Here is a 26080-nt window from a genome sequence, read left to right as displayed (position 1 = left end):
ACAACAAACAAGCCGGAGTGCTGGTGGATGAAACTGTCTGAATTGTTAGGTGTTCTAGACGAGCCCATTGAAGACTTTCTCTTGGCGAACCTCGGCGAGGCTGTTGTTGCCGGGGTCACATCTGACAGCCGGTCTGTTGAGGCCGGCTTTGTTTTTGTCGGTATTCCGGGCCTTCAGGTTGATGGGACTCAATTTGTACCGCAAGCGCTGGAAAACGGTGCGGTGTTGGTCGTTGTTTCCGACCAGTCCGATTTTCCTCCGGATTTTGACGCCAGAGGCAAACCGATCCTGCGCATTCAAGACCCGCATTTGGCGTTGGCGCGTTTGGCAGGAGCCTATTTCCCCGCCCCGCTTGAGCAAGTGGCTGCTGTGACGGGCACCAATGGCAAAACATCGATTGCATCTTTTCTGCGGCAGATCTGGGCAAGCCAAGGCATTGCGGCAGCCAATATTGGCACCATCGGCATCGAAGGCCCGAAGGGCACCCGATATGGTGGTTTGACCACACCGGACCCTGTCGGGTTGATGCAGAGTGTGCAGGGGTTGGTTGCAGAGGGTGTCACACATTTGGCGCTTGAGGCTTCCAGCCATGGTTTGGAGCAAAAGCGGCTTGATTGTTTGTCCGTCGATATTGGCGCCTTCACCAATTTGACCCGTGATCATCTGGATTATCACGGCACGTTTGAAGCCTATCGGGCTGCAAAAAGTCAGCTTTTCAGCCGCCTCGTCCGTGATGGCGGCACGGCGATTATCAATCTGGATGATCCCAGTGGTGCGCATTTTCTTAAAGTTGCCAAGGCCCGTCGCCTCACCTGTCTTACCGTGGGCCGTTCTTCGGACGCCGATCTTATTGTGCGTTCGATTGATGTTGAGGGTTTTGATCAACGCGTGCATTTGGGTGGGATTTGGGGCGAGATTGACTGTTTTGTGCCGCTTGTTGGGTCGTTTCAGGTATCCAACGCGTTGGTTGCCGGTTTGATGGCTTATGCTGGCGGGCTGAAGCCACAAGACATTATTGATGCTATCTGTGGTTTGACGGGTGCCCGCGGACGCATGGAACTGGTGGGGCAGTCTGGGGCTGATACTGCCATCTATGTTGACTATTCGCACACACCGGATTCGCTGGAGGTGGCGCTTAAGGCGCTACGGCCGTTTGTTAAAGGGCGGTTGATATGTGTGTTTGGCGCGGGTGGAGATCGTGATACCGGCAAGCGGCCGTTGATGGGGCAGGCAAGTAACAATTTTGCTGATTATTCGATTGTCACAGACGACAATCCTCGGTCAGAAGATCCTGCTTTGATCCGTGCCGCTGTGATGGAAACGGTTACCAATGGTGTTGAGGTGGCTGGAAGGCAAAAGGCTATTTCGCTTGGTGTGGACATGATGACATCAGGAGACATTTTGCTCGTTGCGGGAAAAGGTCATGAAACAGGGCAGACAATCAAAGGCGAGATACTGCCATTTTCTGACCATGAAGCCATCGCCAAAGCATTGGCCGAGATCGAAAAAGGGGCGGCTCTATGACCCCATTGTGGACGGCTTCTGATTTTGTTGCAGCTGTGTCTCCATCGTTTCAACCTGGGACCATTGATGATGTGATGAGCATATCGATTGACAGTCGTACGGTTGTTAAAGGGGATGCTTTTTTCGCCATCAAAGGTGACCGGTTTGACGGTCACGGGTTTGCGCGGGCTGCGCTCGATAGCGGTGCTTCTGTTGTGGTTCTGGACGATGCACAACGGTCTGAATTTTTAGATATCGCCGAGCGCGTTGTTTTTGTAGATGATGTATTGAGCGCTCTGGAGCGCTTGGGCAAAGCGGCAAGAGCAAGGGTCGCAGGGCGGGTGATTGCTATTACGGGCAGTGTGGGCAAAACCAGCACAAAAGATGCTTTACGGGCTGCCTTGGCGCCAAGTGGTTCTGTTCATGCTGCGGTTTCTTCCTTCAATAATCATTGGGGAGTGCCACTCACTTTGGCAAGAATGCCAAAGGAAATTGAGTTTGGTGTGATTGAAGTCGGCATGAATCACCCTGGCGAAATCCGAAACCTGATTGCGATGGTCAAACCGCATTTGGCAGTAATCACCACCATCGTCGCGGCTCATATTGGCAATTTTGATAGCATCGACGAGATCGCAGCGGCAAAGGCCGAAATATTTGAAGGTGTTGTGGCCGGTGGCGCTGTGCTGATCAATGGTGACAATAGATTTAGCGATTTTCTTAGCGGGGTTGCAAAAGCCCAGGGCATTGATGCTATTCATCGCTTTGGTCGGTCTCAAGACTGCGATGTTCGTTTGTTGGATTTGACGCTGGCTGCGGATGGGTCTGATCTGTCCGTTTCCCTTTTTGGTAATCACGTGCGTTGCCATGTGGCCGCGCCGGGTGAACATCTGGCCCTGAACGCCCTGTCTGTTCTGGGGGCTGTGTCTTTGTCTGGTGGCGATGTTACCAAAGCTTGTGAGGTGCTCGCCCGGCACGGAGCGAGTAAAGGGCGGGGTGAGCGGCACAGTTTGGCGATTGAAGGGGGGACCGTTCAGCTGATTGACGAGAGTTATAATGCCAATCCAGCATCGGTCTCTGCTGCTCTCGCAACGCTGGCTTTGTCTCAAGGGAGTGGCCGTAAAATTGCCGTACTAGGCGATATGCTAGAGCTTGGTGACGATAGCATTGAAATGCATAAAGGGCTTGTCACCTCTTTGGAAAATACTGGTTTAGATCGGGTTTATTTATGTGGGCCGATGATGGCTCATTTGTGGGAAATTGTGCCTATCGCAATGCGCGCCACCTATGCTAATAGCTCTGCGGACCTTATTGCCCCTCTTGTTGCCGATATCTGCGATGGAGATGTGGTAATGGTAAAGGGATCGCTTGGGTCGAGGATGGGACCGATTGTTGCTGCGTTGCTGGGTGAATGCAAAAGATAAGCGGGCCATTTTGTTGGCGCCGCGTTGGAAAGGTCAGACAAACAGATGCTGATGTATCTCGTTGAATTCTCAGATCAATTTTCTGTTTTTAATGTGTTTCGATATCTTACCTTTCGAACGGCTGGTGCGATTATCACGGCATTGTTGGTGGGCTTTTTGTTTGGACCTGCCATTATCCGGTCGCTGCGTGCGCGGCAGGGAAAGGGGCAACCTATTCGCGAGGATGGACCTCAGAGCCATTTGCTAACCAAAACCGGCACGCCCACGATGGGGGGATTGATGATCCTGACCGGCTTGATTTCGGCAACCTTGCTGTGGGCTAATCTGTCTAATCCATATGTCTGGATCGTGTTGGCGGTGACCGTCGGGTTTGGCCTTATCGGTTTTTATGACGATTATCTCAAGGTTTCGCGGTCTTCTCATAGAGGGTTTTCAGGTCGCTTGCGCTTGTCCATCGAGGCCGTCATTGCCGGTTTGGCGTGTTTTGCGGTGGCAAAACTGGGAGAGACTTCTTTCTCCACCTCCGTCACATTCCCGTTTTTTAAAGATACGCTTTTGGATTTGGGTTGGTTTTTTGTACCTTTTGGCTTGTTCGTTATTGTCGGCGCGGGGAATGCGGTCAATCTGACTGATGGCCTTGATGGCTTGGCAATTGTTCCGGTTATGATCGCCAGCGCCACATTTGGTGTTATCGCCTATCTGTCTGGTAACGAGATTTTCGCGGAATATTTGCAAATTCATTATGTGCCGGGCACCGGTGAGCTGTTGGTTTTGTGCGGTGCTATGGTCGGGTCCGGTTTGGGCTTTTTGTGGTTCAATGCTCCTCCGGCCGCGATATTTATGGGCGATACCGGATCTTTGGCGCTGGGCGGTATGTTGGGCGCGATTTCTGTGGCGACCAAACATGAGCTTGTATTGGCGATTGTGGGTGGCTTGTTTGTTCTAGAGGCGGTTTCAGTCATCATTCAGGTTGCCTCGTTTAAACTGACTGGGCGGCGTGTGTTCCGAATGGCACCGATTCATCACCATTTTGAACATAAGGGATGGACCGAGCCTCAGGTGGTGATCCGCTTTTGGATCATCGCGGTTGTGTTGGCTCTTATCGGTCTGGCAACTTTGAAATTGCGCTAATAAAATGTGATGGGGTAGGTGGTCGTCTGGCGTGCCTGCTCGGGTTTAGACAGGCTGCGACTGAGAGAAGACAATGATCCCGATTACCATTTTTGACGACCAAACAGTTGCGGTGTTCGGACTTGGCGGCAGCGGGTTGGCGACATTGGAAGCGCTTGCTGCGGGCGGTGCGCGCGTTGTTGCTTATGATGACAATGAAGCCAGCCGTACCAAAGCGGCTTTGATTGAAGGTGTTGAGATTGTTGATCTGCGCGAAGCAGATTGGTCTTCTTTTGCTGCGCTGGTGCTGGCGCCCGGTGTACCACTGACCCACCCTGAGCCGCATTGGAGCGTCAAACTGGCGCAACAGGCAGGGGTTGAGATCATCGGTGATGTTGAGCTTTTCTGTCGTCAGCGGCGGCATAGCGGCATTGATTGTCCGTTTGTTGCTATTACGGGCACCAACGGTAAATCCACAACCACTGCCTTGATTTCTCATATGCTGAGAGATTCTGGTATGGATGTCCAGATGGGTGGCAATATAGGGACGCCCGTTCTGGCTCTGGAGCCACTTGCGTCAGACCGCATTTATGTCATCGAAGTCTCGTCCTACCAAATCGATCTGGCTCCTAGCATTGATCCGTCCATTGGCCTGTTGCTCAATATTTCCGCCGATCATTTGGACCGGCATGGGGATTTGATGAGTTATGCCAAAATTAAAGCCCGAATGGTTTCGTCTTCGGGCCTTGCCGTTGTTGCGCTGGATGACCGGTTGTCTGCCAATGTCGCATCAAATTTGCGCCTCAAGGGACGGACCATTGTAACAATTTCGGGCTTTGGCAACAGCCGTGCAATGGTGGCTGCCCCTGATGGGGTTTTGCAAAGCATGGAAGGCGATTTTCTGTTCAATCTGGATCAGGCGCGCGCCCTTCGTGGCACTCACAATGCGCAGAATGCTGCTGCGGCGATTGCGGTGGTGCGGCAGTTTGATCTGCCGCCTGCTGCTCTCTCTCGCGGGCTTATCTCTTTTGGTGGTTTAGAGCACCGTATGGAAGAGGTCGGGGCTGCCGATGGTGTGCTGTATATCAATGATAGTAAAGCAACCAATGCGGATGCCGCTGCCCGCGCCTTGGCCTCATTCCGGTCTGTGCATTGGATCGCAGGCGGATTGCCCAAAGAAGGGGGTATTGAGACGCTTGTTGATCTTTTGGATCGCGTTGAGCACGCCTATCTGATTGGCGATGCTGCCGATGAATTTGCGAGAACACTCAAAAAGAACGGCGTTTCCTATAGCATTTGTGCGCATATGGATTTGGCGCTCGCTGCGGCAATAGATGCCTGTAAAGCGGCTGGAGCCGGTGCAAAGGAGCGTGTTGTTCTTCTCTCTCCAGCCTGTGCTTCCTTCGATCAATTCCCCAATTTCACGGTCCGTGGTGATAAGTTTCGCGAGGCGGTGCATGCCTATCTGGAAAGTGGAACCGTACCCATCGATCCAAGCCATTCGTCTGACGAGGGGTTATAATGCGGCGCACGCGCAAGAATATTCTGACCGAATGGTGGTGGACCATCGACCGGCCCATGCTGCTGGCGCTGGTCTTGATGCTGTTCTCCGGTCTTGTTTTGTCTATGGCGGCCAGCCCTGCCGTGGCCGAACGGTTGAATTTGAATTCCTATCATTTTGTCATCAGGCACGCGATTTTTTTGCCTATGGCGCTTGGTTTGATGGTCGGTGTCACCTTTTTGAACCCTCGTACGGTCCGACGCATTGCGTTGGTGGTGTTCGTGGGTGCCTTGCTGGGAATGGTTCTAACGCTGGTTTTGGGCTTTTCAGCCAAAGGGGCACAGCGCTGGATTAGTTTCGCCGGATTTTCGATACAGCCTTCCGAGTTTTTGAAGCCGGCTTTTGTGGTGCTGTCTGCCTGGTTGTTTGCAGAGAATGATCGTCGACCAGAGATTCCGGGCAATCTGTTTTCCATTGTTTTGTTCATGGTTGTGGTTGCGCTGTTGGTTGCGCAGCCCGATATTGGCCAGACTGTTTTGCTCAGTGTGGTTTGGGCTGGACTGTTTTTTATGGCGGGAATGCCGCTTTTTTGGATATTCCTGCTGATGGGGCTCGGGGTTGGTGGACTGACAATGGCTTACATGTTTGTTCCGCACGTTACGGGCCGCATCAATCGGTTCCTTGATCCAGCCACTGGTGACACGTTTCAGGTGGACACAGCAATGGATTCCATCATTCGTGGTGGCTGGTTGGGCACAGGGCCGGGCGAGGGTATGGTCAAGCGTATTTTGCCTGATTCCCACACCGATTTCATTTTTGCGGTGCTTGCAGAGGAATTCGGTATTCTGGTTTGCCTGTTGCTCGTGGGGGCCTATGTGTTCGTGGTGATCAGGGCATTGATGCTGGCATTAAAGACGCAAGATCTGTTTAAACGATTGGCGATTGCGGGCCTTGCACTGCTGTTTGGCCTACAGGCCGTGATCAATATCGCTGTTAACTTGCAGTTGATGCCTGCCAAGGGTATGACGCTGCCATTCATTTCTTATGGCGGGTCGTCGCTCCTGTCTGTTGCTCTGGGAATGGGATTCTTGCTGGCGCTCACACGGCGAAGGCCTGAAGTGGGGCTGGAGCAGGGGCAGTTTTATCAAAATTTTGACTGAGCCGAGTGACGTGCAATAGGAGCCATCCATTGGGTGGGATGCTTAATGACAAAAGTAGTTTTGTTGACCGCTGGCGGGACCGGTGGACATTTGTTTCCGGCACAGGCGCTTGCTCATGTTTTGATTGAGAGGGGCTGGGTTGTGCATTTGGCGACCGACGGTCGCGCAACGCAATATGGTCATGATTTTCCTGCGCAAAGCATTCAGATTATTCCTTCTGCTACACCGTCGGTGAAAAATCCGGTTGTGATGGTCAAAGCGGCACTCAAACTAGCCAAAGGCTATTTTGCAGCACGCAATGTGATCAAAGATCTGAAGCCCGACATTGTTGTCGGGTTTGGTGGCTATCCCACCGTGCCCCCTATGTTGGCCGCGCGTACCATGGGAGTGCCGTCCTGCTTGCATGAGCAAAATGGTGTTATGGGGCGGGCAAACCGGTTTTTGGCCAAAGGGGCCAGCGCGATTGCTGCCAGTTTTCCCATTCTAAAAGGGGCTGAAGGGTTCGACAATAAGCTCACACTGACTGGTAACCCGGTGCGCCCGATGGTGCATGAGGCTGCCAAGACGTCTTTTGCGCCGTTGACCGCTGAAGGCGAAATCCGGTTGGTGGTTTTTGGTGGATCGCAAGGCGCCCGGTTTTTCTCGGAATATATGCCCGGTGCCTTGGGGCGCTTGCCTCAAACAATGCGTGACCGCATTCGGCTTGTCCAGCAATGCCGCACTGAAGATTTGCTGAAGGTGAAAGTTGCCTATCGTGAGTTGGGCATGCAAGCCGATCTGGCACCGTTTTTTGCGGACATGCCGCAAAAGATTGCTGATGCACATTTGGTGATTTGCCGCTCTGGTGCTTCATCCGTCAGCGAGCTGGCTGCGATCGGTCGCCCATCGATTCTGGTTCCCTTGCCCGGTGCGTTGGATCAAGACCAGAAGGCCAACGCTTCGGTTCTGGTCGATGCCGGGGGCGCTTGGGTGTTGGAACAGCGCGGCCTAAGGCCCAATGATATTTCGGATTTGATTGAAGATTTGATTGCCAATCCAGACAAGCTCAGCGCGGCAGCAGAGGCAGCGCGGGGGCAAGGCAAACTGGATGCCGCCAACCAATTGGCGGATTTGGTCGAGGGATTGGCGAAAAACTCAGGAGTTGCCAAATGAAGATGCCACAAAATATCGGTCCAGTGCATTTTGTCGGGATCGGCGGAATCGGGATGTCCGGAATAGCCGAGGTTTTGCTCAAATTGGGTTACACCGTTCAGGGCAGTGACATTTCCGAAAGCGCCAATGTTTTGCGCCTTCGTGACAAAGGCATCAAAGTTGCGATTGGGCATGCTGCCGAGAATATCGTCGATGCGCAGGTTGTGGTGGTCTCCTCGGCTATCAAGTCAGAGAATCCCGAGCTGAAAGAAGCCCGTGCGCGGCAGTTACCTGTTGTGCGCCGTGCCGAAATGCTGGCAGAGCTGATGCGCTTCAAATCGGCGATTGCAATTGGCGGCACCCACGGCAAAACCACCACGACGTCTTTGGTCGCGGCTTTGTTGGATGCGGGCGGCATGGACCCCACCGTGATCAACGGCGGCATTATCAATGCTTATGGCACCAACGCTCGCATGGGTGAGGGCGACTGGATGGTGGTGGAAGCGGACGAGTCCGATGGCACCTTTGTCAAGTTGCCTGCCGACATTGCGGTTGTCACCAATATTGATCCTGAGCATTTGGACCATTACGGAAGTTTTGATGCTGTGAAGGCCGCTTTTGGGGCCTTTGTTGAAAATGTGCCCTTTTACGGTTTTGCAGCCATGTGTCTGGATCACCCTGACGTGCAGGCGCTGGTGGGGCAGATCGAAGACCGCCGGATCGTTACCTATGGTGCGAACCCGCAAGCGGACGTGCGCTACACTGATTTGCGCAATGAAGGCGGGATAAGCCGTTTTTCCATTGTCATCCAAAACCGTAGTAGCGGCGAAAGCGAAGAGATTTCGGGCCTGTCCCTTCCTATGCCGGGGGAACATAATGTTGCCAACGCAACTGCCGCCATTGCCGTGGCACATGAGTTGGGCATTTCGGCGGATGCGATTCGGCGTGGCTTGTCTGGTTTCGGGGGGGTGAAACGTCGTTTTACGCGCACTGGCAGCTGGAATGGCATTGAGATCATCGACGACTATGCACATCATCCGGTGGAGATCGCCGCTGTCATGCGGGCGGCCCGTCAAGCCAGCCAGAATAAGGTGATTGCCGTCATGCAACCGCACCGCTACAGCCGTCTGGAAGATCATTTTGAAGATTTCTGTACCTGTCTGAATGTGGCCGATCATGTGTTGGTTGCCGATGTTTATGCCGCCGGTGAGCAACCGATTGAAGGGTTCAATTCCGAGACGCTTGTTGAGGGTTTGAAAAACCACGGACACCGCAAAGCCGAAATTCTGGGTCCTTCAGAAGGACTTGCGGCCCGCATTCGCGAAATTGCAGAGCCGGGAGATTATGTCGTCTGCCTTGGCGCTGGCAGTATATCCGGTTGGGCCAACGCCTTGCCAGCTGAGTTAAAAGCATTGGCCGGAGAATAACATGGCATTTGAGGATCTTCTGAGCCGTTTTGGCGACTGGACCGATGATGTGCGTGGTCGGCTCAATAGCAATTTTGATATTGCGCCCTATACGTGGTTTCGGGTGGGCGGGCCTGCGCAACTGTTTTTCAATCCGGCAGATGAAGCCGATCTTGCGTATTTTCTAAAACATCTGCCAAGTGACATTCCTGTCACGGTCATCGGGCTTGGCTCTAACATGCTGGTGCGTGATGGAGGGGTTGAAGGTGTCGTTATTCGCCTGTCTGGCAAAGCTTTCACCAGCATTGAGGTGGAGGACGACCTAACGGTGTCTGTTGGTGCTGCGATGCCTGACATGCGCTTTGCGACTCAAATAGCCAAACAGGGGATTGCTGGGTTTTCCTTTTACAAAGGCATTCCTGGCGCCATTGGTGGTGCCTTGCGGATGAATGCAGGAGCCCATGGTGCTGAGACCAAAGATCGGTTGATCGCCGCGCGCGCTGTGGATCGTGCGGGTGTCATTCACGATTTGACACCAGATGATCTGGGCCATGGCTACAGAACCTGCGCAGCGCCTGCTGATTATATCTTCACCAAAGCGATTTATCGTGGTGAAGCGGGTGATCCAGAAGCTTTGAAGGTCGAGATGGGGGAGGTTTCGGCTTACCGCGAAGACAATCAGCCCACCAAGGAACGCACGGGCGGTTCCACATTCAAGAATCCTGACGGCAAAAGCGCTTGGCGCCTGGTGGATGAAGCCGGGTTTCGCGGATTTGAGTTGGGTGGGGCGCAAGTGTCAGCCAAACACACAAATTTTTTGATCAACACCGGTGACGCAACCGCGCAAGACATTGAACGGTTGGGCGAAATGGTGCGGGGCAAGGTGCGAGAGATGACCGGAATTTCACTGCATTGGGAAATCAAGCGCATCGGGTCTTTTGAGGATGACGTGCAGATTGTGCCGTTTCTTGACAGTTAGACACTGGTGTTTTGAAGTGTTTGTTTCATTTTACTAGGTATATATTTACGCGTTTTTGGGCCGCTTTCAAACATTGAAAGCGGCTCTTTTATTTGTGCATTTTTTGTAAACAGGCTTGGGAAAACGCAGATTGTCAGATTCTGCTTATCATTTGTTAGGCATTTTTAACCATAAATGGAGGGGCGTAATGCAAATTGCATGACCTGCAAGGGCTGCCACAGTGTGGGCCAGTAACCATGCAAGTGTCGGTCAGAACGGATGCTGTTTTTGAAAATAGCTTGGTTCTGGCTTGAAAGGTTTAGTTAAATGGCAAAACATGTTGCAGTTCTGATGGGTGGATGGTCGACGGAACGTCCGGTTTCGTTGAGTAGCGGTAAAGAATGTGCGGATGCACTGGAAGCCTCTGGCTTTATGGTCAGCCGTGTGGATGTCCAGCGGGATATCGCCTCCGTTTTGTCAGACTTGAAGCCTGATGTTGCCTTCAATGCCTTGCACGGTCCCTATGGTGAGGATGGGTGCATTCAAGGACTACTGGAAGTGCTGGGTATTCCCTATACCCATAGTGGTGTTATGGCCTCTTCCGTTGCGATGAATAAGGAAAAAGCCAAAGATATCATGCGTGCCGCTGGCGTTCCGGTTGCAGAATCAAAAGTCATGCACCGTCTAGATGCGGCAAAAGAACATGCTTTACCGACGCCATATGTTATCAAACCTGTCAGCGAAGGGTCGAGCTTTGGTGTCTTGATTGTGACCAAAGATCAGCAACATCCGCCAAAAGAGCTTTATTCTGCTGATTGGCCCTACGGGGACATTGTGATGGTGGAACGCTACATTGCCGGACGCGAGCTGACCTGTGCAGCGATGGGGGATCGTGCGCTCGATATTATCGACATCGCGTCTGACGATCACATTTTCTATAATTATGACGCAAAATACGCTCCGGGGGGGTCTTCCCACACTTTACCTGCCGAACTTAAACCGAATGTTTACGAATATATACAATCGTTAACCATATCAGCGCATCATGCGCTTGGTTGTCGAGGCATCTCGCGCGCAGACTTTCGATATGACGAAAGCGTTGGTGATGAGGGCGAATTGATCTGTCTGGAAGTGAATACCCAGCCGGGCATGACGCCAACCTCTCTTGTGCCAGAAATGGCTGCAAAAGCGGGCTTCGATTTTGAACAATTGGTTACTTGGATGGTGGAGGACGCTTCGTGCGACCGATGATAGGCAAATTGGCAAAAGATAAAGGTGAGCGGAGGCGCGCTGCAAAGCAACGCGACTCATTGGCTCCCCGCGCCTATGCCTATGAGCAGCGTCGCCTGCCGTTTTATAAACGTATTATCCCGATCGCAGAAACCTGGCTGCCCCGCGGTGTTGGCTGGGGACTGTCCGTGGGCTTTCTTGCTGTCACGGCCTTGTATGGCTCTATGATCGGTGGAGAAAACCAAACGGCACTGGAACGCGCCTCGACCGTTCTGGGGCTTAAAGTTGAAGCCGTGCTGATTACGGGTCAAAAAGAAGTTACGGAAGCCGAGATTCTGTCAGTCCTTGGGATCAATGAGGACAGCTCCCTGCTGACCTTTGATGCCTATGTGGCGCGCAAGAATCTGGAACAAGTGAGCTGGATTGCCGAGGCATCCGTCCAAAAATTATATCCGAATAAACTACAAGTCGTGGTTCGCGAGCAAAAGCCATTTGCCCTTTGGCAGCGAGGGCAATATGTATCGCTGATTTCCTATGATGGTTCGGTGTTGTCCGATCACATTGACCCAGAGTTTGCTGATTTGCCTTTGGTCGTTGGCCATGGGGCCCAACGCAAAGCGTCAGAATTATTTGAAATACTGGCGCAGTATCCATCACTGGCGCGCAAGACCCGCGCGGTCGTTTATGTGTCGGAACGGCGCTGGGATCTTTATTTCAAAAACGGTGTGCAGGCGAAGTTGCCGGAAATCGATCTGCAGGATGCGTTGGATAACCTGCTGGCGTTTGATGAAGACGGCTCCCTGTCTCGCAAGGATATATCTCTGGTGGATATGCGGTTGTCCGATCGGACTTTTGTACGTATGAGCAAAGATGCCGCCGAAAGACGACGTCAAGCCCTGCGTGATCTTGGGGCCAACGTGGCCAAAGAGGTGGAGACATGAGGGGTTCGCCTTGGAATAAGCGGGAGATGCGCGGTCGTTATCTCACGCAAAAACGGTCATCGGTCATCACCATTCTGGACGTTGGGTCTACCAAGGTTTGTTGCGTGATTGCACGGTTGGTGCCGCGCCCCTTTGGTGAGGCGCTGCGCCATCGCACTCATACCATTCAGGTTCTGGGCTTTGGTCTGCATCAGGCGCGTGGCATCAAATCCGGTGTTGTTGTCGATCTGGATCAGGCCGAAAACTCGATCCGCCTTGCTGTCGATGCGGCAGAGCGTCAAGCGGATATCACGGTTGAATCCTTGATCGTCAATGTATCGTGCGGACGTATCAAAAGTGACACGCTGAGTGCCACAGTTTCGCTGCATGGTCATGAAGTCGATGAAGCCGATATTCGGCGTGTTCTGCAAGCCGGGTCTGAGCATTTGCTGACCATGGATCGCAGTGTGGTGCATTCTATGCCCATCGGCTATTCGCTGGATGGTGGCAAGGGCATCAGTGATCCTCGCGGTATGCTGGGTGATGACCTTGCGGTTGATATGCATGTGGTCACGGCACAAAGTGCGCCTTTGAAAAATTTGGAATTGTGCATCAATCGCTGCCACCTTGATGTCGAAATGATGGTGGCGACACCCTATGCCTCGGGTTTGGCGTGTCTGGTGGATGACGAAGCGGAATTAGGTGTTGCCTGTGTCGACCTCGGTGGTGGGACGACGTCGATCTCCATTTTTGTGGACGGGCAATTTGTGCATTCGGATGCGGTCGCCATGGGTGGTCATCATGTAACGATGGATCTGGCCCGTGGACTTTCAACGCGTCTGGCCGATGCCGAACGTATCAAGACCCTTTATGGCAGTGCGCTGTTGTCCCTGTCTGATGATCAGGAACTGGTGGCCATTCCGCCGGTGGGTGATGACGACAGGGATTTGTTGAATCAGGTGCCGCAGGCGTCCTTGACACGCATTATCCGGCCAAGAGTTGAAGAAATTCTCGAAGTGGTGCGGGATCGCATCGAAGCATCCGGTTTTTCCGGCCATGTGGGCAAACGGGTTGTTTTGACCGGTGGCGGAAGCCAATTGACAGGGATGGCTGAAACCGCGCGTCGGATTCTAAGCCGCAATGTGCGCCTTGGTCGACCATTGGGTGTTGCTGGTCTTCCCGATATTGGCAAGGGGCCTGCCTTTGCAACCGCCGTGGGATTGTTGATTTATCCTCAAGTTGCCCAGATTGAGCAATTTGAGCGTATGACGGTCAAGCCAAGATTGACCGGTACAGATGGCTATCTGGCCCGCATGGGGCAGTGGCTGAAAGAAAGTTTCTGATGCTGATTGGATTTATGCTGTGAAACATGCGTGAATCGTTGATCAGAATCAAGGGGTTGGGTTATATTGCTGAGAAGTGATTCGCCCTGCTGCCCCGATCGGAAAAAGTTGAGTTTAAACGGAGCTACGCATTAGGCGGCGGCTTTTACAGAAGCGGATTGAGATCGGTAATAGTTCGATCCATGCAGTGAAATGAGGGTACAATGACCATCAATTTGAGGATGCCCGACATTACCGAATTGAAACCGAGAATTACGGTGTTCGGCGTCGGCGGTGCTGGCGGTAACGCAGTCAACAACATGATCGAAACCGGCCTTGAAGGTGTCGACTTTGTGGTTGCGAATACAGATGCGCAGGCACTCACCTTGTCCAAAGCTGAACGTATCGTTCAGATGGGCATTGCCGTGACCGAAGGTCTTGGCGCCGGTTCCCAGCCTGAAGTTGGTCGAGCCGCAGCGGAAGAAGTGCTCGACGAAATCAACGATCACCTTAACGGGTCTCACATGGTGTTTATCACGGCCGGTATGGGCGGTGGTACAGGCACCGGTGCTGCGCCTGTGATTGCCCGCACAGCCCGTGAACAGGGTATCCTGACCGTTGGTGTTGTGACCAAGCCGTTCCACTTTGAAGGCCAACGCCGTATGCGGTTGGCGGAATCCGGAATTGACGAACTGCAAAAGAGTGTCGACACACTGATCGTCATTCCAAACCAGAATCTTTTCCGTATTGCCAATGAGAAAACAACCTTCGCCGATGCCTTCTCTATGGCCGATGAAGTGTTGTATTCCGGCGTTGCTTGTATCACCGATCTGATGGTCAAAGAAGGCTTGATCAATCTTGACTTTGCTGATGTGCGCTCGGTTATGCGTGCAATGGGCAAAGCTATGATGGGCACAGGCGAAGCGTCTGGCGAAGGCCGTGCGTTGGCTGCAGCGGAAGCCGCGATTGCCAACCCGCTCCTTGATGATATTTCCATGAAGGGTGCTCAGGGGCTGCTGATTTCTATCACTGGCGGACAAGATCTTACCTTGTTTGAAGTCGACGAGGCGGCCACACGCATCCGCGAAGAAGTGGATGAAGATGCCAACATCATTCTCGGCGCGACGTTTGACGAGAAAATGGAAGGCATGATCCGTGTTTCCGTCGTTGCAACCGGCATTGATCAGGTTTTGCATGAAACCGTGATGCCTGCCGATCAGCGTATGAAAGAGTTGAACGAGCGTCTGCGGACCGTTGCTGCTCCAACCTATGACGTTGAAGCCGATGCACCAGCTGAGGCTGTATCTCTTGAAGCGTCTGTTTCCGATCAGGCAAGTGCTGCTGTGGCTGAGGCCGTGGAAGCGGTCGAGCGTGAAATCAAGCTTCCTGAAATGCCAGTTTCCCGCCCATCACAGCAGGATCCTGAAGTTTCCATCGCGCCCTTTAAGCCTGAAGCTGTGATTGAGCCGGTGAACGAAGAAGAATTTGAAGCTCCAAAATCAGTCGTTGAGGCGCCTGTCGTTGCGGAACAACCTTTCATTCCTGCGATGCCTGAAGTGCCCGAAAATTTGCGCCGTGCAATGCCGAATGTGGATGAATTGCCACCCATGATCCAACGTGAGCTCGAAGCTCTGCGCAATCGTGAAGAATTGGGACATCAGGATGATGAAACGCGTCCTATGAGCCTGTTGAAACGCCTTGCTGCTGTTGGTCTTGGTCGTCGTGAAGACGAACTTGAACAGGCTGCTGGTGGTCATGCACCACAGGCAGCAAAGGCAGCACAGGCTGCTCCGCAAGTGCAGCAAGCCGCACCTGTGCAACAGCCAATGCAGCCACGTGTTCAGCAGCCACAGGCACAACAGCATTATCAGCCCCAGCAAGCGCCTGCGCCTCAAGCCGCTCAGCGTCCTGTGCAAAATGAATTGCCTGCCATGCCGCGTATGAATGCACCTGCTGCACCTCATGCGCCACATTCTTCTCAGCCAGGCATGCCTGCTGCAGGATCGCCTTTTAATGAGTTTGCACCGCGCCAACAACGGCCTACGCAAAACAGCATGTATCAGCCACAGCAGGGTCAGCTGGACCCGCATGGCCGCTCTGTACCAACTGCTGCGCCACAGGCTCAGGGAATCAGCGAAGAAGAACAAGTTGAAATTCCTGCCTTCTTGCGCAGACAGGTGCGGTAACACTCTGTTACATAAACTATAATAAATAGACTGCCAGAAGCCGGGGTTGAGCCAACTCCGGCTTCTAATTTATTGAAATATATGTGTTTTTATTGACGGCTCTATTATCAGTGCGTCGGGATTATTTTCGTAACATAGGGTAAGAAAGCGTGATTTGGTAAACAGATCATTCACACGTTATGTTCGGCTCAAGAAAAGCATAAAGCGTATCATGCGTATCGTTGGCGAAAGAGATTCCACATCTGGATGTGGGCGGCCGACACTGAAAAAACGATAGATACGATTAGGGGCATAAATATGGCAAATTTGCTAAACGCTAAACAGACCACTTTGCGCGAACGTGTGGTGGTGTCGGGTATTGGTGTGCATAGCGGTAAGCCCGTCGAGATGATCTTGCATCCGGCAGACCCCAATACCGGCATTAACTTCCTGCGTGTTGATCGTGAAAATGGCACCGAATTGGAGATCAAAGGATCTTTTTCTTCGGTCATTGATACCCAGCTTTGCACGATTATCGGGCATCCTCAAAAAGGGATGATTGCCACCATCGAGCATTTGATGGCGGCATTGGTTGGCTACGGTGTCGACAATGTTCTGGTTGAAGTTGATGCGGATGAAGTGCCTGTTATGGATGGCAGCTCTCGTGCTTATATCGATGCAATCGATCAGGTTGGCTTGACAGAATTGTCAGCACCGCGCCGCTATATCCGTGTGTTGAAGCCTGTGCGTGTTCAGAATGGTGAGTCCGTCGGCGAATTGATGCCTTATGATGGAACACGGTTTGATGTCACCATCGACTTTGATTGCGATTCCATCGGTGTTCAGACTTTCGACTCTGAAATGACACCAGAGGTGTTCAAACGTGATGTTAGCTTGGCTCGCACGTTTGGGTTTATGTCCGATGTTGAGCGCCTTTGGGCCGCAGGGTATGCGCTTGGGTCTTCCTTGGAAAATTCGGTTGTCATTGGCGATGATCAGAAAATCGTCAATCCTGATGGATTGCGTTATAGCGATGAGTTTGTGCGTCACAAAACACTGGATGCCGTTGGAGATCTTGCATTGGCTGGTGCTCAGCTTCTGGCGCATTTCCGTTCATTCAAAGGTGGCCACAAATTGAATTTCAATATGCTGGAAGCTCTTTTTGCAGATGACAGCAATTGGGAGTGGGTGGAAGCTGCTGCCAGCAAACGGAATTCCATGCGTGTTGGCGTGTCCCATACCAGCCCTGCTATTCAGGCAGCGATGGGCCCTGAAACCAACTAAGCTTGCATTTGTTTTGATAAATTTGGGGTGGCGCAAGTCACCCTTTTTGTTTTAACACTCTATTGGCGGCAAAAATCTTGGGATTGTGGGTGCGATTGTCTTAGATTGTGCGTATAAGTGACTTTGCTGTGAAGATATAGCGAGCAACTTGGCGGTAAGACACATTTTTTCCTAAATTGTGATGACACTGTTGGAAAATTCTACTGCTTTCTTGTAAAGACAAGATAGACGTGGCCTGCGCGGCCGGGCGGATGGATCTGCTTCCTGATTGAAGGGTATGAGTAACGATGGGTTTTCTTTCTGCAAAACGCGGCCGGTTTGGGCTCGCTCTGGTGTTGGCTACCGGCTTGGCGGCTTGCTCCAGCACCGACCCTTCCGAGTTGGCTTTTGAAGAGATTCCAGCCGAGAAGCTCTATGCAGAAGGCCTTGTGGCTATGGAAACCGGCGATGCAAAAGAAGCCAAGAAGAAATTCGAGGAGCTTGATCGCCAGCATCCCTATTCCAACTATGCTCGCAAATCCATGATGCTGACCGCCTATACGCATTATAAAAGCGGTCAATATACAGAGTGTATCTCGGCAGCAAAGCGATTCATTGCACTATATCCCGGTGATGACGATGCGCCATACGCCTATTATTTGATTGGGCAGTCCTACTTCAAACAGATTCCTGATGTTACACGCGATCAAGAATCGTCAGAGCGTGCGATGCAGGCGATGAACGAGTTGATCCAGCGCTACCCCGATTCTGAATATTCCGATGACGCCCGCCGCAAAATCCGTATTACAATGGATCAATTGGCAGGTAAGGAAATGCAGATTGGTCGTTACTATCTCGAGCGCAAAGAGTATATTGCGGCGGTCAACCGGTTCAAAGTGGTGGTAACTGACTTCCAGATGACACGTCAGGTGGAAGAAGGCTTGATGCGTTTGGCTGAGTCCTATCTCGCCATGGGCATTACCCATGAAGCACAAACCGCAGTCGCTGTTTTGGGCCATAACTTCCCGCAGAGCAAATGGTACAAGATTGCCTATGGCATGCTGAATAAGGATGGTTTGGCCCCCAAGGTCAATCGCGGCTCTTGGATGGCACGCCTGTTTCGCTGATAGGCAGTCAAGTTTGCCCCGCACGATAGAAATGTCTCGTCGCATAGAATTGTCTTGTGGGAATGATCTTGTTTTGTTCACGTTTTTGCGCATTGCCTGATTGCTTTTAGATGGCGAATTGTCATAGCATGGCTCGAAATCCGAGTCAGTGAACTGACCAGTTAAGCTCGTCTGATCCAAGAGGAAACCATGCTCGCCTCGCTTTCCATCCGTGACATTGTGTTGATTGATCGCCTGGATCTGGAATTCGGCGATGGCATGACTGTGCTGACCGGCGAAACCGGTGCGGGCAAGTCTATTTTGCTGGATTCTCTGTCGCTTGCACTCGGCGGGCGGGGAGATGGTGGGTTGGTGCGTGCTGGCCAAAAACAGGGCCAGATTGTCGCCAGCTTTGACCTTACGCCCAGCCACCCCGTTTTTTCCCTTTTGGAAGAGCAGGGACTGTCCAGTGGCAGTGATCTTATTTTGCGCCGTGTGCAAAATGGTGATGGCCGCACGCGAGCCTATGTCAATGATCAACCCGTCAGTGCCGGTATGCTGCGCCAGATTGGCGACGGTCTTGTCGAGATTCATGGGCAGCATGATGATCGTGCTTTGGTGGACGTTTCTGTGCATCGCAGTTTGCTGGATGCTTTTGGTGGATTGCAGGGCCAAGTTGCCAAGGTGGGTAAGCTATTCAAGGATTGGCGCAAGGCTGAAAAAGATCTGGCGCATCTGGAACACTCGATTGAAGAAGCACGCAAGGAAGCCGACTATCTCAATGCGTCGGTCGATGAGCTCTCCGCATTTGGCCCCGTTGAGGGGGAAGAAGATGAACTTGCCGCTAAACGCACTGTGATGATGCAATCGGAAAAGATTGCTGGCGATCTGAATGAGGCTTTTGAGGTGCTGGATGGCAATGCGTCGCCCATCCCAACCTTGTCTGGAATGATGCGGCGACTTGAGCGCAAAACCGAACAAATGCCGGGTTTGCTCGATGAAACTTTGCAGCATTTGAATGTTGCGTTGAATGCCTTGGAAGAAGCTCGTGGCAGCCTTGAAGAAGCTCAACGGCAAACGGATTTTGATCCGCGTGAATTGGAACAGACCGAAGAACGGCTTTTTGGTCTGCGGGCGTTGGCTCGAAAACACAAGCTAACCGGCGATGCCTTGGTTGGTTTGTTGGCAAAAATGCGCGAAGAACTCGATACGCTTGATCATGGCGAAGAGCGTTTGGTTGCGCTGCGTCAGGCCGCTGTCAGCACCAAAGCCCTTTATGATAAAGCGGCTGTCGATCTGAGTAAAAAACGCAAGAAAGTAGCCGATGCACTTATTAAAGAAGTGATGGCAGAACTGCCGTCCCTGAAGCTGGAGGCCGCTCGCTTCTTGGTCAATATGACCAGTGATGGTGAGGCGCGCAGTGAAGACGGCATTGATCAGCTTGAGTTTTGGGTTCAAACTAACCCGGGTACCAAAGCCGGGCCGATGATGAAAGTCGCATCCGGTGGGGAGTTGTCTCGCTTCCTATTGGCACTGAAGGTTGCTATGGCCGATAAAGGCTCTGCGCCGACGCTTGTTTTCGACGAGATTGACACCGGCGTTGGTGGTGCGGTGGCCGATGCTATTGGGCGCCGATTGGCGCGCCTTGCTGGCAATGTGCAGGTGTTGTCAGTCACCCACGCGCCACAGGTTGCTTCTCGTGCTGACGCACACATGCGGATTGCGAAAACTGCTGTTAAGGGCGAAAATAGGGTTGCCACGGGGGTCTCTGTTATTGATGGCGATCACCGAGAAGAAGAGATTGCGCGAATGTTGGCGGGCGATGTTGTTTCCGACGAGGCACGGGCGGCTGCTCGCCGTTTGATGTCTGATGAAAAAGCGAGGGCATAAGGCGTGGATCGGCAAACTTTGCGGGACTTGGCCGTTGATCAATTGAACGGTACGCAAGCCGAGCAAGAATTGGCCCATCTGGCTGAAGATATAGCCGAAGCTGATAAACTCTATCACGGTGAAGATACGCCTCTTCTGACCGATAGCCAGTATGATGCCCTGCGTAGACGAAATCGGGCTCTGGAGTTGCGGTTTCCTAATCTGCGGCGTGCAGACAGCCCTACTTTACGCGTTGGTTCTGCGCCTTCCGAAAAATTTTCAAAGATCACACATGCGGTGCCTATGCTATCCTTGGACAATGCGTTCAATGATGAAGATGTTGCTGAATTTGTCATGCGGGTGCGCCGGTTTCTGGGGCTTGCCAGCAGTGAGCCTGTTGCTATCACCGCCGAGCCCAAGATCGATGGCTTGTCTGCATCCTTGCGCTATGAAGATGGCGCGCTGGTGTATGGTGTCACACGCGGCGATGGGGCCGTTGGGGAAGACATCACTGCCAATGTCAAAGCCATCGCTTCTATCCCGCAGCAGCTGCATGGTTCCGAAATCCCCAGTGTGGTTGAAGTGCGTGGCGAGGTCTTTTTCCCCCGCTCGGAGTTTGCGGCGCTCAATGCCCGACAAGAAGAAAAGGGTGGCAAGACATTTGCCAATCCGCGCAATGCAGCGGCGGGCTCCTTGCGCCAGTTGGATGCGGAAATTACTCGATCTCGAAATCTCGCGTTTTTTGCCTATGCTTGGGGTGAGGTCAGTGAAGAATTGGCTCCGACACAATATGAAGCTGTACAGCGTTTTGATGCTTGGGGATTTATGGTCAATCCGCAAATGCGCTGTCACACCACTGTCGAGGCATTGCTGGCACATTACCGCGCGATTGAGGCACAACGCTCGTCGCTGGATTATGATATTGACGGGGTGGTCTATAAGGTTGACCGGCTGGATTATCAGCGCAGGCTGGGCTTTGTATCGCGTGCACCACGGTGGGCCATAGCACATAAATTTCCAGCTGAACGGGCCACCACAAAGCTGCTGGATATTGAAATTCAAGTGGGCCGCACCGGCGCACTCACTCCCGTTGCCAAGCTTGAGCCTGTCACTGTGGGCGGTGTTGTGGTGTCGAACGCGACGCTGCATAATGAAGGTGAAATTGAGCGCAAAGGCGTGCTCATCGGTGATGTGGTCACGGTGCAGCGGGCTGGAGATGTGATCCCTCAGGTTATCGGGCCTGTGCTGGAATTGCGCCCCGAGGGCTTGAAGCCTTTTGATTTTCCGACGAAATGTCCTGTTTGTGGGTCTCATGCCGTGCGGGAAAAAAAGGAAAACGGTGAGTTGGACGCCATCCGTCGCTGTACAGGCGGGCTTATTTGCGCGGCGCAGGCTGTAGAGCAGCTGAAACATTTTGTCTCGCGCAACGCTTTGGATATAGACGGATTGGGTGAACGGCAGGTCACTGCTTTCTATGAAGAAGGCATGATCCACAATGCCGCAGATATTTTCCGATTACGAGAGATTGATGCGGGCAAGAATCGTGGCGAACGTCTTCGAGATCGTGAAGGTTGGGGCCCAACATCGGCACGCAATCTGTTTGATGCGATTGACGCACGGCGGTCGGTTGCTTTGCACCGATTTATATTTGGGCTGGGGATCCGCCATGTGGGTGAGACCACGGCCAAATTGCTGGCGCGGCAGTATGATACCTTTACCGCGCTGCGTCAGGCTATGATCAAGGCAGGGGACGCGGACAGCGATGCCTGGCAGGATCTGTTGGGGATCGACGGGATCGGGGCTATTGTGGCTCGTTCGGTTGTTGAATTTTTCAACGAACCCCACAATGAAGAGGTGCTCGATGCTTTGTTGGCTGCGGTCACCCCTCAAGAAGCCGAAGCTGTACAGACGGATAGTTCTGTTTCGGGAAAAACCATTGTCTTTACGGGCAGCCTTGAGCGCTTGAGCCGATCGGAAGCCAAGAATCAAGCCGAGAGCCTCGGGGCCAAGGTATCTGGATCAGTGTCAAAGAAAACCGATATATTGGTTGCCGGACCGGGGGCTGGGTCCAAGCTGAAAAAGGCGCAAGAACTGGACATCATCATCTATACCGAGGATGAATGGATCGACCTGATTTCTGGTTAGCCGATCCATTTCGTTTGCTGGGTATTTTATGATTTGTGCAATGGCTTGGTTGCTTCAGCCAGCCATGCACGGGTTTTTTCATCCAGATCACCTGACAATTCTGCAAAGACCCTTTCGTGATAGTCGTTGAACCAATCCAGCTCGGACTGCGTCAACAGGCGCGCATCGACGAGTCGGTGATCAATTGGGCACAAAGTCAGGGTTTCAAAGGCATGCATGGCGTCTTCGCCGTCTTTGATTGTTTCTGGCTCTGTGACCGCAAGCAGATTTTCGATCCTGATTCCCCACGCTCCGGTTTTGTAATAGCCGGGCTCATTGGACAGGATGTTGCCGGTTTCCAGAGGCACCGCGCCTGCTTTTGAAATGCGTTGGGGGCCTTCATGCACACACAGATATGACCCCACGCCATGCCCTGTGCCATGGGCATAATCAAGTCCGGCTTGCCACAAAGGCATCCGCGCCAGAGTGTCCAGCTGCGCGCCGTTGGCCCCTTTGGGGAAACGCGCCATAGAAACGGCAATCATGCCTTTGAGAACCCGCGTAAAGCGGTCTTTCATTTCTGTATCGGGTGTACCGATGGCTATCGTGCGTGTGATGTCGGTGGTGCCGTCTGGATACTGGCCTCCTGAATCAACGAGGAAGAGCGAGTTTTGATCAAACTTTCGGTTGCTCGCTTCACTGACGCGGTAATGCACAATCGCGCCATTGGGGCCGGCGCCGGATATTGTCTCAAACGAGATGTCTTTTAAGCAACCAGACGCAGACCTGAAGTGTTCGAGCGCCGAAGCTGCCGCGATTTCATCCAGGCTGTCTGTCGGTGCCATTGTATCAAGCCACGCAAGGAAATTACACATGGCGATGCCATCACGGAGGTGCGCGGTTCGCATTCCTGCCAGCTCAGCCTTATTCTTGGCAGATTTTGGTTTGAGGCAGAGATCCTGGCCAATAACAACTTCAGCACCTGTGGCTTCGATGATGGTTCTGACGGCGAATGGCACCAACTGATCATCCAGCATCCAGTTTTTAACCGAGGCCGCAAGATTGCTGATGATTGTCGGTAAGTTGTCCAGCGGTTCAATTGTGATGCTGTCAGGCAAATGCGCTCGTGTTTCAGCGGTCAGTTTGGATGGATCAATCAGGAGAATGGCTTTGGAGGCCGCCGTAACGATTGCAAAGGCCAGGGGAAGCGGTGCCCTTGGTACATCACTGCCGCGAATGTTGAGCAACCAAGCAATGCTATCACCTTGGGTGATGAATGTTGCATCGGCTTTGCCTTGCAGTTGTTTTGAAATTTTGTTCAGTTTTTCTTCTGCGGTTTGACCAGCCAAACTCATCGGGTGGGGCACAATAGGTGCTTTCGGGCGCTCTGGCTGATTGGTCCAGATCGCGTCAATTGGGTTGGTTTCACAAGCCTTGAGCTCGGCTCCTGCCTTTTCGCAGACATCTTGCAAACGCGCCACGTCTCTGGATCCATGCAGCCACGGATCAAAACCGATCACGTCGCCAGATGACAGATTGGCCTCTAGCCATTTGGAGACCGAGCTTTGAGGAACAGAGATCGGGGTCAATAGCTCTGTGTCGACTTGATCCCGCACTTGCAGGGTGTAGCGCCCGTCGATGAAGACTGCGGCCTTGGTTTTGAGAATGACAGACGTGCCAGCGGATCCGGTGAAGCCCGTCAACCAGCTTAAGCGCTCAGCATAGGGGGCCAGATTCTCACCACCATATTCATCGGCTCTAGGCACAATGAAGCCCGATAGGCCCTGTTCTTGTAATTCCTCCCGCAATAGAGGGAGCCGAACGCGGCCTTGCTCTGGGCAAGCTTGATCGCTAAATTCTTGGAACATGGACGAAATCCTCTGGGATTCATAATGACATTTATTGATTTCTAATGGAAATAGGAGTGGATTGGCAAAGGTTTTTGCAACCACCGACACATCGATGGGGCGCTTATCTACATAGGGCTAAAGTGGCAAATTTGGTCCGGTCTCGCAACCGAATGCAGGTGTTCTAACCTGATATATATCACCTAGGTCTTAACCCGTATTTGCGTTTAACGCGGAGCTCATATTTTCGATATGCAATATTCGCATGGCAGTCTTGAGCAATTGGCTCTTTTTCAAATCACCGCAATGCACCATATTGTTGATGTAAGTCAAGCATGACTGACAGAAACCAAAAGGAAAAACATTATGAACTTCTTTAACCGCGCTTTCGATCGTTACATCCAGTCCCGTGAAGAACAGGCAGAGCGTTTTGTAAGTACTTACATGGCTGACCACGGTATCGACACCATGCTCGAAATTTCTACAGATTCAAAAGATTAATGACTTGGGGTGCTTTTAACGGCTCCAGCTGCTGAAGGGAGCAGGATGGAAGCCGATCAAAGCGCCGGACGGAAGGAATACCGTTCAACAAATTAGTTCCAAGGAAACAAGCGGGTTACGACCCGCTTTTTTCGTATCTGGTCTTCATATTTGATAGGCATGCATTTTTTGAATGGCTGATTTGAAGAAACGTATATTTAATCATGGGTTAATTTCGACCTATACTAAAGTCATAGAGTCCGGATGTCGGGGTCTGATGATAAAAGGATGATGAAATGTCTATCGTTAGCCGTACACTTGGAAAAATATTTGCTGCACGTGAAGAAGAAGCGCGCCGTCACCTACAAATCTATCTACGCACTGCCGACCGCGATTTGCTGGAAGCAAACGGCTTTGATGCAGATGAGTTGAAACTTGGTGACCCTAAATATCTTCCGTTCTGATAAAGATACGCATCTCAGGCCGATTGGGTGATTTGTATCGGCTTGAACAGCTGTTTCCTAAGTTTCTCATTTTCTAAATGGTCTTGGGGCATAGTCTGGAAATTACTAAAAAGAAAAGCGGGCCTTTGGTCCGCTTTCTTTTTTGGTGCTTTACCCGAGCACCAAAACCAGCCATCCATCTTGGGTGATGGAACGGATGAGCCGCATACCTTGTGTGCGATAGGCAGCAATCACTCTTGCGCGTTGATGAGGAAGCAGACCAGACAGAATGATGCGGCCACCAACGCTGGTGTGAGCGGCAAGTTCTGGAGCCATTTGGCATAGAGGACCGGCCAGAATATTGGCAACGATCAGGTCAAATGGGCCTTTTTCCTTAAAAATTGAATGTGAGAAGCCCGTAGCTACCGCTGTTTTCACAAGGGGATGTACCCCATTGATACGGATATTTTCATTTGTTGTTTCAATGGAAATAGGGTCGATATCCGTGGCAATCACTTCTTGCTTTAGCAATTTTGCCAATGCGATAGCCAAAACGCCTGACCCCGTGCCAAGATCGAGTATCCGGCAAGGGCTATAGCTGCGCAGCTCTTCGCTGATGATCTTCAGACAACCGGCTGTGGTGCCGTGATGTCCCGTGCCAAAGGCTTGGCCTGCATTGATCTGAATTGGTATCCGGCCTTTGGTGTTCAGGCCCTTGTCGTGGGAACCATGAACCACAAAGCGCCCGGCCTCAACGGGGGAGAGCCCTTCAAGCGATTTGCTAACCCAATCTTCGTCTTCTAGTTCTTTGATTTTGAGCGGTATTTGCATGGAAAGAGCAGATAATTCAGCCAGTGCAATCTTGTAGGTGTCGGTGACACCCTCTTCGGCAGGATAAAGTGACAAAGCCCAAAGGCCGTTGTCTTCATCAATCTCGAAATTGGAGACTGCAAAGCCGTCTTCTTCAAACACGTTTTCTAGATGTTTGGCGGCGGTTTGAATTTCTTCCAAGTTGCCTTCGGCATAAAGATATTGGGGCATGGCTTTGTCTCACAATCCAAGCCTTTTCTGTTTTACGAAATCAGACAAGGCCGAAATATTGGGTGGGTGCGTAGATTCAT

General features: G+C 52.1%; 20 protein-coding genes. 18 read left to right on the top strand and 2 right to left on the bottom strand.

Features of this window, described 5'->3' with window-relative positions; all coding sequences use genetic code 11:
- The first annotated feature begins 27 nt into the window (after positions 1 to 27).
- From C0081_RS01590 to ligA, 16 genes are all read left to right on the top strand, one after another.
- Entirely contained in the window at positions 28 to 1524 is a 1497-nt protein-coding gene (locus tag C0081_RS01590) for a UDP-N-acetylmuramoyl-L-alanyl-D-glutamate--2,6-diaminopimelate ligase (protein ID WP_101532040.1), read from the top strand.
- Positions 1521 to 2924, top strand: coding sequence for a UDP-N-acetylmuramoylalanyl-D-glutamyl-2,6-diaminopimelate--D-alanyl-D-alanine ligase (locus C0081_RS01585; protein WP_101532039.1), 1404 nt, complete (start codon positions 1521 to 1523; stop codon positions 2922 to 2924). The genes C0081_RS01590 and C0081_RS01585 overlap by 4 nt, the downstream gene beginning before the upstream one ends.
- Before the next feature lie 45 nt (positions 2925 to 2969).
- Positions 2970 to 4055, top strand: a complete 1086-nt coding sequence (gene mraY / locus C0081_RS01580) for a phospho-N-acetylmuramoyl-pentapeptide-transferase (protein WP_101532038.1) — start codon at positions 2970 to 2972, stop codon at positions 4053 to 4055.
- Positions 4056 to 4128: 73 nt separating this feature from the next.
- On the top strand, positions 4129 to 5556 hold the full coding sequence (murD, locus tag C0081_RS01575) for a UDP-N-acetylmuramoyl-L-alanine--D-glutamate ligase (RefSeq protein ID WP_101532037.1): 1428 nt from the start codon (positions 4129 to 4131) through the stop codon (positions 5554 to 5556).
- Entirely contained in the window at positions 5553 to 6695 is a 1143-nt protein-coding gene (ftsW, locus tag C0081_RS01570) for a putative lipid II flippase FtsW (protein ID WP_101532036.1), read from the top strand. Before murD ends, ftsW begins: the two co-directional genes overlap by 4 nt.
- A gap of 45 nt (positions 6696 to 6740) precedes the next feature.
- Positions 6741 to 7847 (top strand): undecaprenyldiphospho-muramoylpentapeptide beta-N-acetylglucosaminyltransferase, encoded by a 1107-nt coding sequence (gene murG, locus C0081_RS01565; protein WP_101532035.1) that lies wholly within the window; start codon positions 6741 to 6743, stop codon positions 7845 to 7847.
- A complete protein-coding gene (murC, locus tag C0081_RS01560; protein WP_101532034.1) occupies positions 7844 to 9253 on the top strand; it encodes a UDP-N-acetylmuramate--L-alanine ligase in 1410 nt (469 codons plus the stop codon). Before murG ends, murC begins: the two co-directional genes overlap by 4 nt.
- A 1-nt stretch (position 9254) precedes the next feature.
- On the top strand, positions 9255 to 10211 hold the full coding sequence (gene murB, locus C0081_RS01555; protein ID WP_101532033.1) for a UDP-N-acetylmuramate dehydrogenase: 957 nt from the start codon (positions 9255 to 9257) through the stop codon (positions 10209 to 10211).
- Between the two features lie 306 nt (positions 10212 to 10517).
- Positions 10518 to 11441, top strand: a complete 924-nt coding sequence (locus tag C0081_RS01550; RefSeq protein WP_101532032.1) for a D-alanine--D-alanine ligase — start codon at positions 10518 to 10520, stop codon at positions 11439 to 11441.
- Positions 11438 to 12361, top strand: coding sequence for a cell division protein FtsQ/DivIB (locus C0081_RS01545; protein WP_101532031.1), 924 nt, complete (start codon positions 11438 to 11440; stop codon positions 12359 to 12361). Before C0081_RS01550 ends, C0081_RS01545 begins: the two co-directional genes overlap by 4 nt.
- A 26-nt stretch (positions 12362 to 12387) precedes the next feature.
- Positions 12388 to 13683 carry a cell division protein FtsA gene (gene ftsA, locus C0081_RS01540; protein ID WP_180966704.1) on the top strand — a complete coding sequence of 432 codons (1296 nt, stop codon included), beginning with the start codon at positions 12388 to 12390 and terminating at the stop codon, positions 13681 to 13683.
- A gap of 203 nt (positions 13684 to 13886) precedes the next feature.
- Complete coding sequence (gene ftsZ, locus C0081_RS01535) at positions 13887 to 15848, top strand: cell division protein FtsZ (protein ID WP_101532029.1); 1962 nt, start codon at positions 13887 to 13889, stop codon at positions 15846 to 15848.
- 297 nt (positions 15849 to 16145) lie between these two features.
- On the top strand, positions 16146 to 17111 hold the full coding sequence (gene lpxC / locus C0081_RS01530; RefSeq protein ID WP_101532344.1) for a UDP-3-O-acyl-N-acetylglucosamine deacetylase: 966 nt from the start codon (positions 16146 to 16148) through the stop codon (positions 17109 to 17111).
- Positions 17112 to 17398: 287 nt separating this feature from the next.
- Complete coding sequence (locus C0081_RS01525; RefSeq protein WP_101532028.1) at positions 17399 to 18217, top strand: outer membrane protein assembly factor BamD; 819 nt, start codon at positions 17399 to 17401, stop codon at positions 18215 to 18217.
- A gap of 189 nt (positions 18218 to 18406) precedes the next feature.
- Positions 18407 to 20086, top strand: a complete 1680-nt coding sequence (recN, locus tag C0081_RS01520; RefSeq protein WP_101532027.1) for a DNA repair protein RecN — start codon at positions 18407 to 18409, stop codon at positions 20084 to 20086.
- 3 nt (positions 20087 to 20089) lie between these two features.
- Positions 20090 to 22210 (top strand): NAD-dependent DNA ligase LigA, encoded by a 2121-nt coding sequence (gene ligA, locus C0081_RS01515; protein WP_245417826.1) that lies wholly within the window; start codon positions 20090 to 20092, stop codon positions 22208 to 22210.
- Between the two features lie 26 nt (positions 22211 to 22236).
- On the opposite strand, the gene C0081_RS01510 is transcribed toward ligA, so the two are convergent.
- Positions 22237 to 24057 carry an aminopeptidase P family protein gene (locus C0081_RS01510; protein ID WP_101532026.1) on the bottom strand — a complete coding sequence of 607 codons (1821 nt, stop codon included), beginning with the start codon at positions 24055 to 24057 and terminating at the stop codon, positions 22237 to 22239.
- Positions 24058 to 24402: 345 nt separating this feature from the next.
- Between C0081_RS01510 and C0081_RS23640 the strand changes: the two genes are divergently transcribed.
- Entirely contained in the window at positions 24403 to 24537 is a 135-nt protein-coding gene (locus C0081_RS23640; protein WP_280952853.1) for a hypothetical protein, read from the top strand.
- A gap of 275 nt (positions 24538 to 24812) precedes the next feature.
- Positions 24813 to 24980 carry a hypothetical protein gene (locus tag C0081_RS23140; protein WP_180966703.1) on the top strand — a complete coding sequence of 56 codons (168 nt, stop codon included), beginning with the start codon at positions 24813 to 24815 and terminating at the stop codon, positions 24978 to 24980.
- Between the two features lie 150 nt (positions 24981 to 25130).
- On the opposite strand, the gene C0081_RS01505 is transcribed toward C0081_RS23140, so the two are convergent.
- Positions 25131 to 26000, bottom strand: coding sequence for a 50S ribosomal protein L11 methyltransferase (locus C0081_RS01505; RefSeq protein ID WP_101532025.1), 870 nt, complete (start codon positions 25998 to 26000; stop codon positions 25131 to 25133).
- Positions 26001 to 26080 lie beyond the last annotated feature (80 nt).

The organism is Cohaesibacter celericrescens (genome assembly GCF_002866925.1).
Classification (GTDB): domain Bacteria; phylum Pseudomonadota; class Alphaproteobacteria; order Rhizobiales; family Cohaesibacteraceae; genus Cohaesibacter; species Cohaesibacter celericrescens.
The sequence above is the reverse complement of the archived record's forward strand: the minus strand, read 5'-3'. Positions and strand labels throughout refer to the sequence as shown.

What these genes read in the sequence shown, in the direction of transcription:
- C0081_RS01590 (WP_101532040.1), top strand. Translation starts at nt 28, where the DNA reads ATGAAACTGTCTGAATTGTTAGGTGTTCTAGACGAGCCCATTGAAGAC.
- C0081_RS01585 (WP_101532039.1), top strand. Translation starts at nt 1,521, where the DNA reads ATGACCCCATTGTGGACGGCTTCTGATTTTGTTGCAGCTGTGTCTCCA.
- mraY (WP_101532038.1), top strand. Translation starts at nt 2,970, where the DNA reads ATGCTGATGTATCTCGTTGAATTCTCAGATCAATTTTCTGTTTTTAAT.
- murD (WP_101532037.1), top strand. Translation starts at nt 4,129, where the DNA reads ATGATCCCGATTACCATTTTTGACGACCAAACAGTTGCGGTGTTCGGA.
- murG (WP_101532035.1), top strand. Translation starts at nt 6,741, where the DNA reads ATGACAAAAGTAGTTTTGTTGACCGCTGGCGGGACCGGTGGACATTTG.
- murC (WP_101532034.1), top strand. Translation starts at nt 7,844, where the DNA reads ATGAAGATGCCACAAAATATCGGTCCAGTGCATTTTGTCGGGATCGGC.
- murB (WP_101532033.1), top strand. Translation starts at nt 9,255, where the DNA reads ATGGCATTTGAGGATCTTCTGAGCCGTTTTGGCGACTGGACCGATGAT.
- C0081_RS01550 (WP_101532032.1), top strand. Translation starts at nt 10,518, where the DNA reads ATGGCAAAACATGTTGCAGTTCTGATGGGTGGATGGTCGACGGAACGT.
- C0081_RS01545 (WP_101532031.1), top strand. Translation starts at nt 11,438, where the DNA reads ATGATAGGCAAATTGGCAAAAGATAAAGGTGAGCGGAGGCGCGCTGCA.
- ftsA (WP_180966704.1), top strand. Translation starts at nt 12,388, where the DNA reads ATGCGCGGTCGTTATCTCACGCAAAAACGGTCATCGGTCATCACCATT.
- ftsZ (WP_101532029.1), top strand. Translation starts at nt 13,887, where the DNA reads ATGACCATCAATTTGAGGATGCCCGACATTACCGAATTGAAACCGAGA.
- lpxC (WP_101532344.1), top strand. Translation starts at nt 16,146, where the DNA reads ATGGCAAATTTGCTAAACGCTAAACAGACCACTTTGCGCGAACGTGTG.
- C0081_RS01525 (WP_101532028.1), top strand. Translation starts at nt 17,399, where the DNA reads ATGGGTTTTCTTTCTGCAAAACGCGGCCGGTTTGGGCTCGCTCTGGTG.
- recN (WP_101532027.1), top strand. Translation starts at nt 18,407, where the DNA reads ATGCTCGCCTCGCTTTCCATCCGTGACATTGTGTTGATTGATCGCCTG.
- C0081_RS01510 (WP_101532026.1), bottom strand. Translation starts at nt 24,057, where the DNA reads ATGTTCCAAGAATTTAGCGATCAAGCTTGCCCAGAGCAAGGCCGCGTT.
- C0081_RS23640 (WP_280952853.1), top strand. Translation starts at nt 24,403, where the DNA reads ATGAACTTCTTTAACCGCGCTTTCGATCGTTACATCCAGTCCCGTGAA.
- C0081_RS23140 (WP_180966703.1), top strand. Translation starts at nt 24,813, where the DNA reads ATGTCTATCGTTAGCCGTACACTTGGAAAAATATTTGCTGCACGTGAA.
- C0081_RS01505 (WP_101532025.1), bottom strand. Translation starts at nt 26,000, where the DNA reads ATGCCCCAATATCTTTATGCCGAAGGCAACTTGGAAGAAATTCAAACC.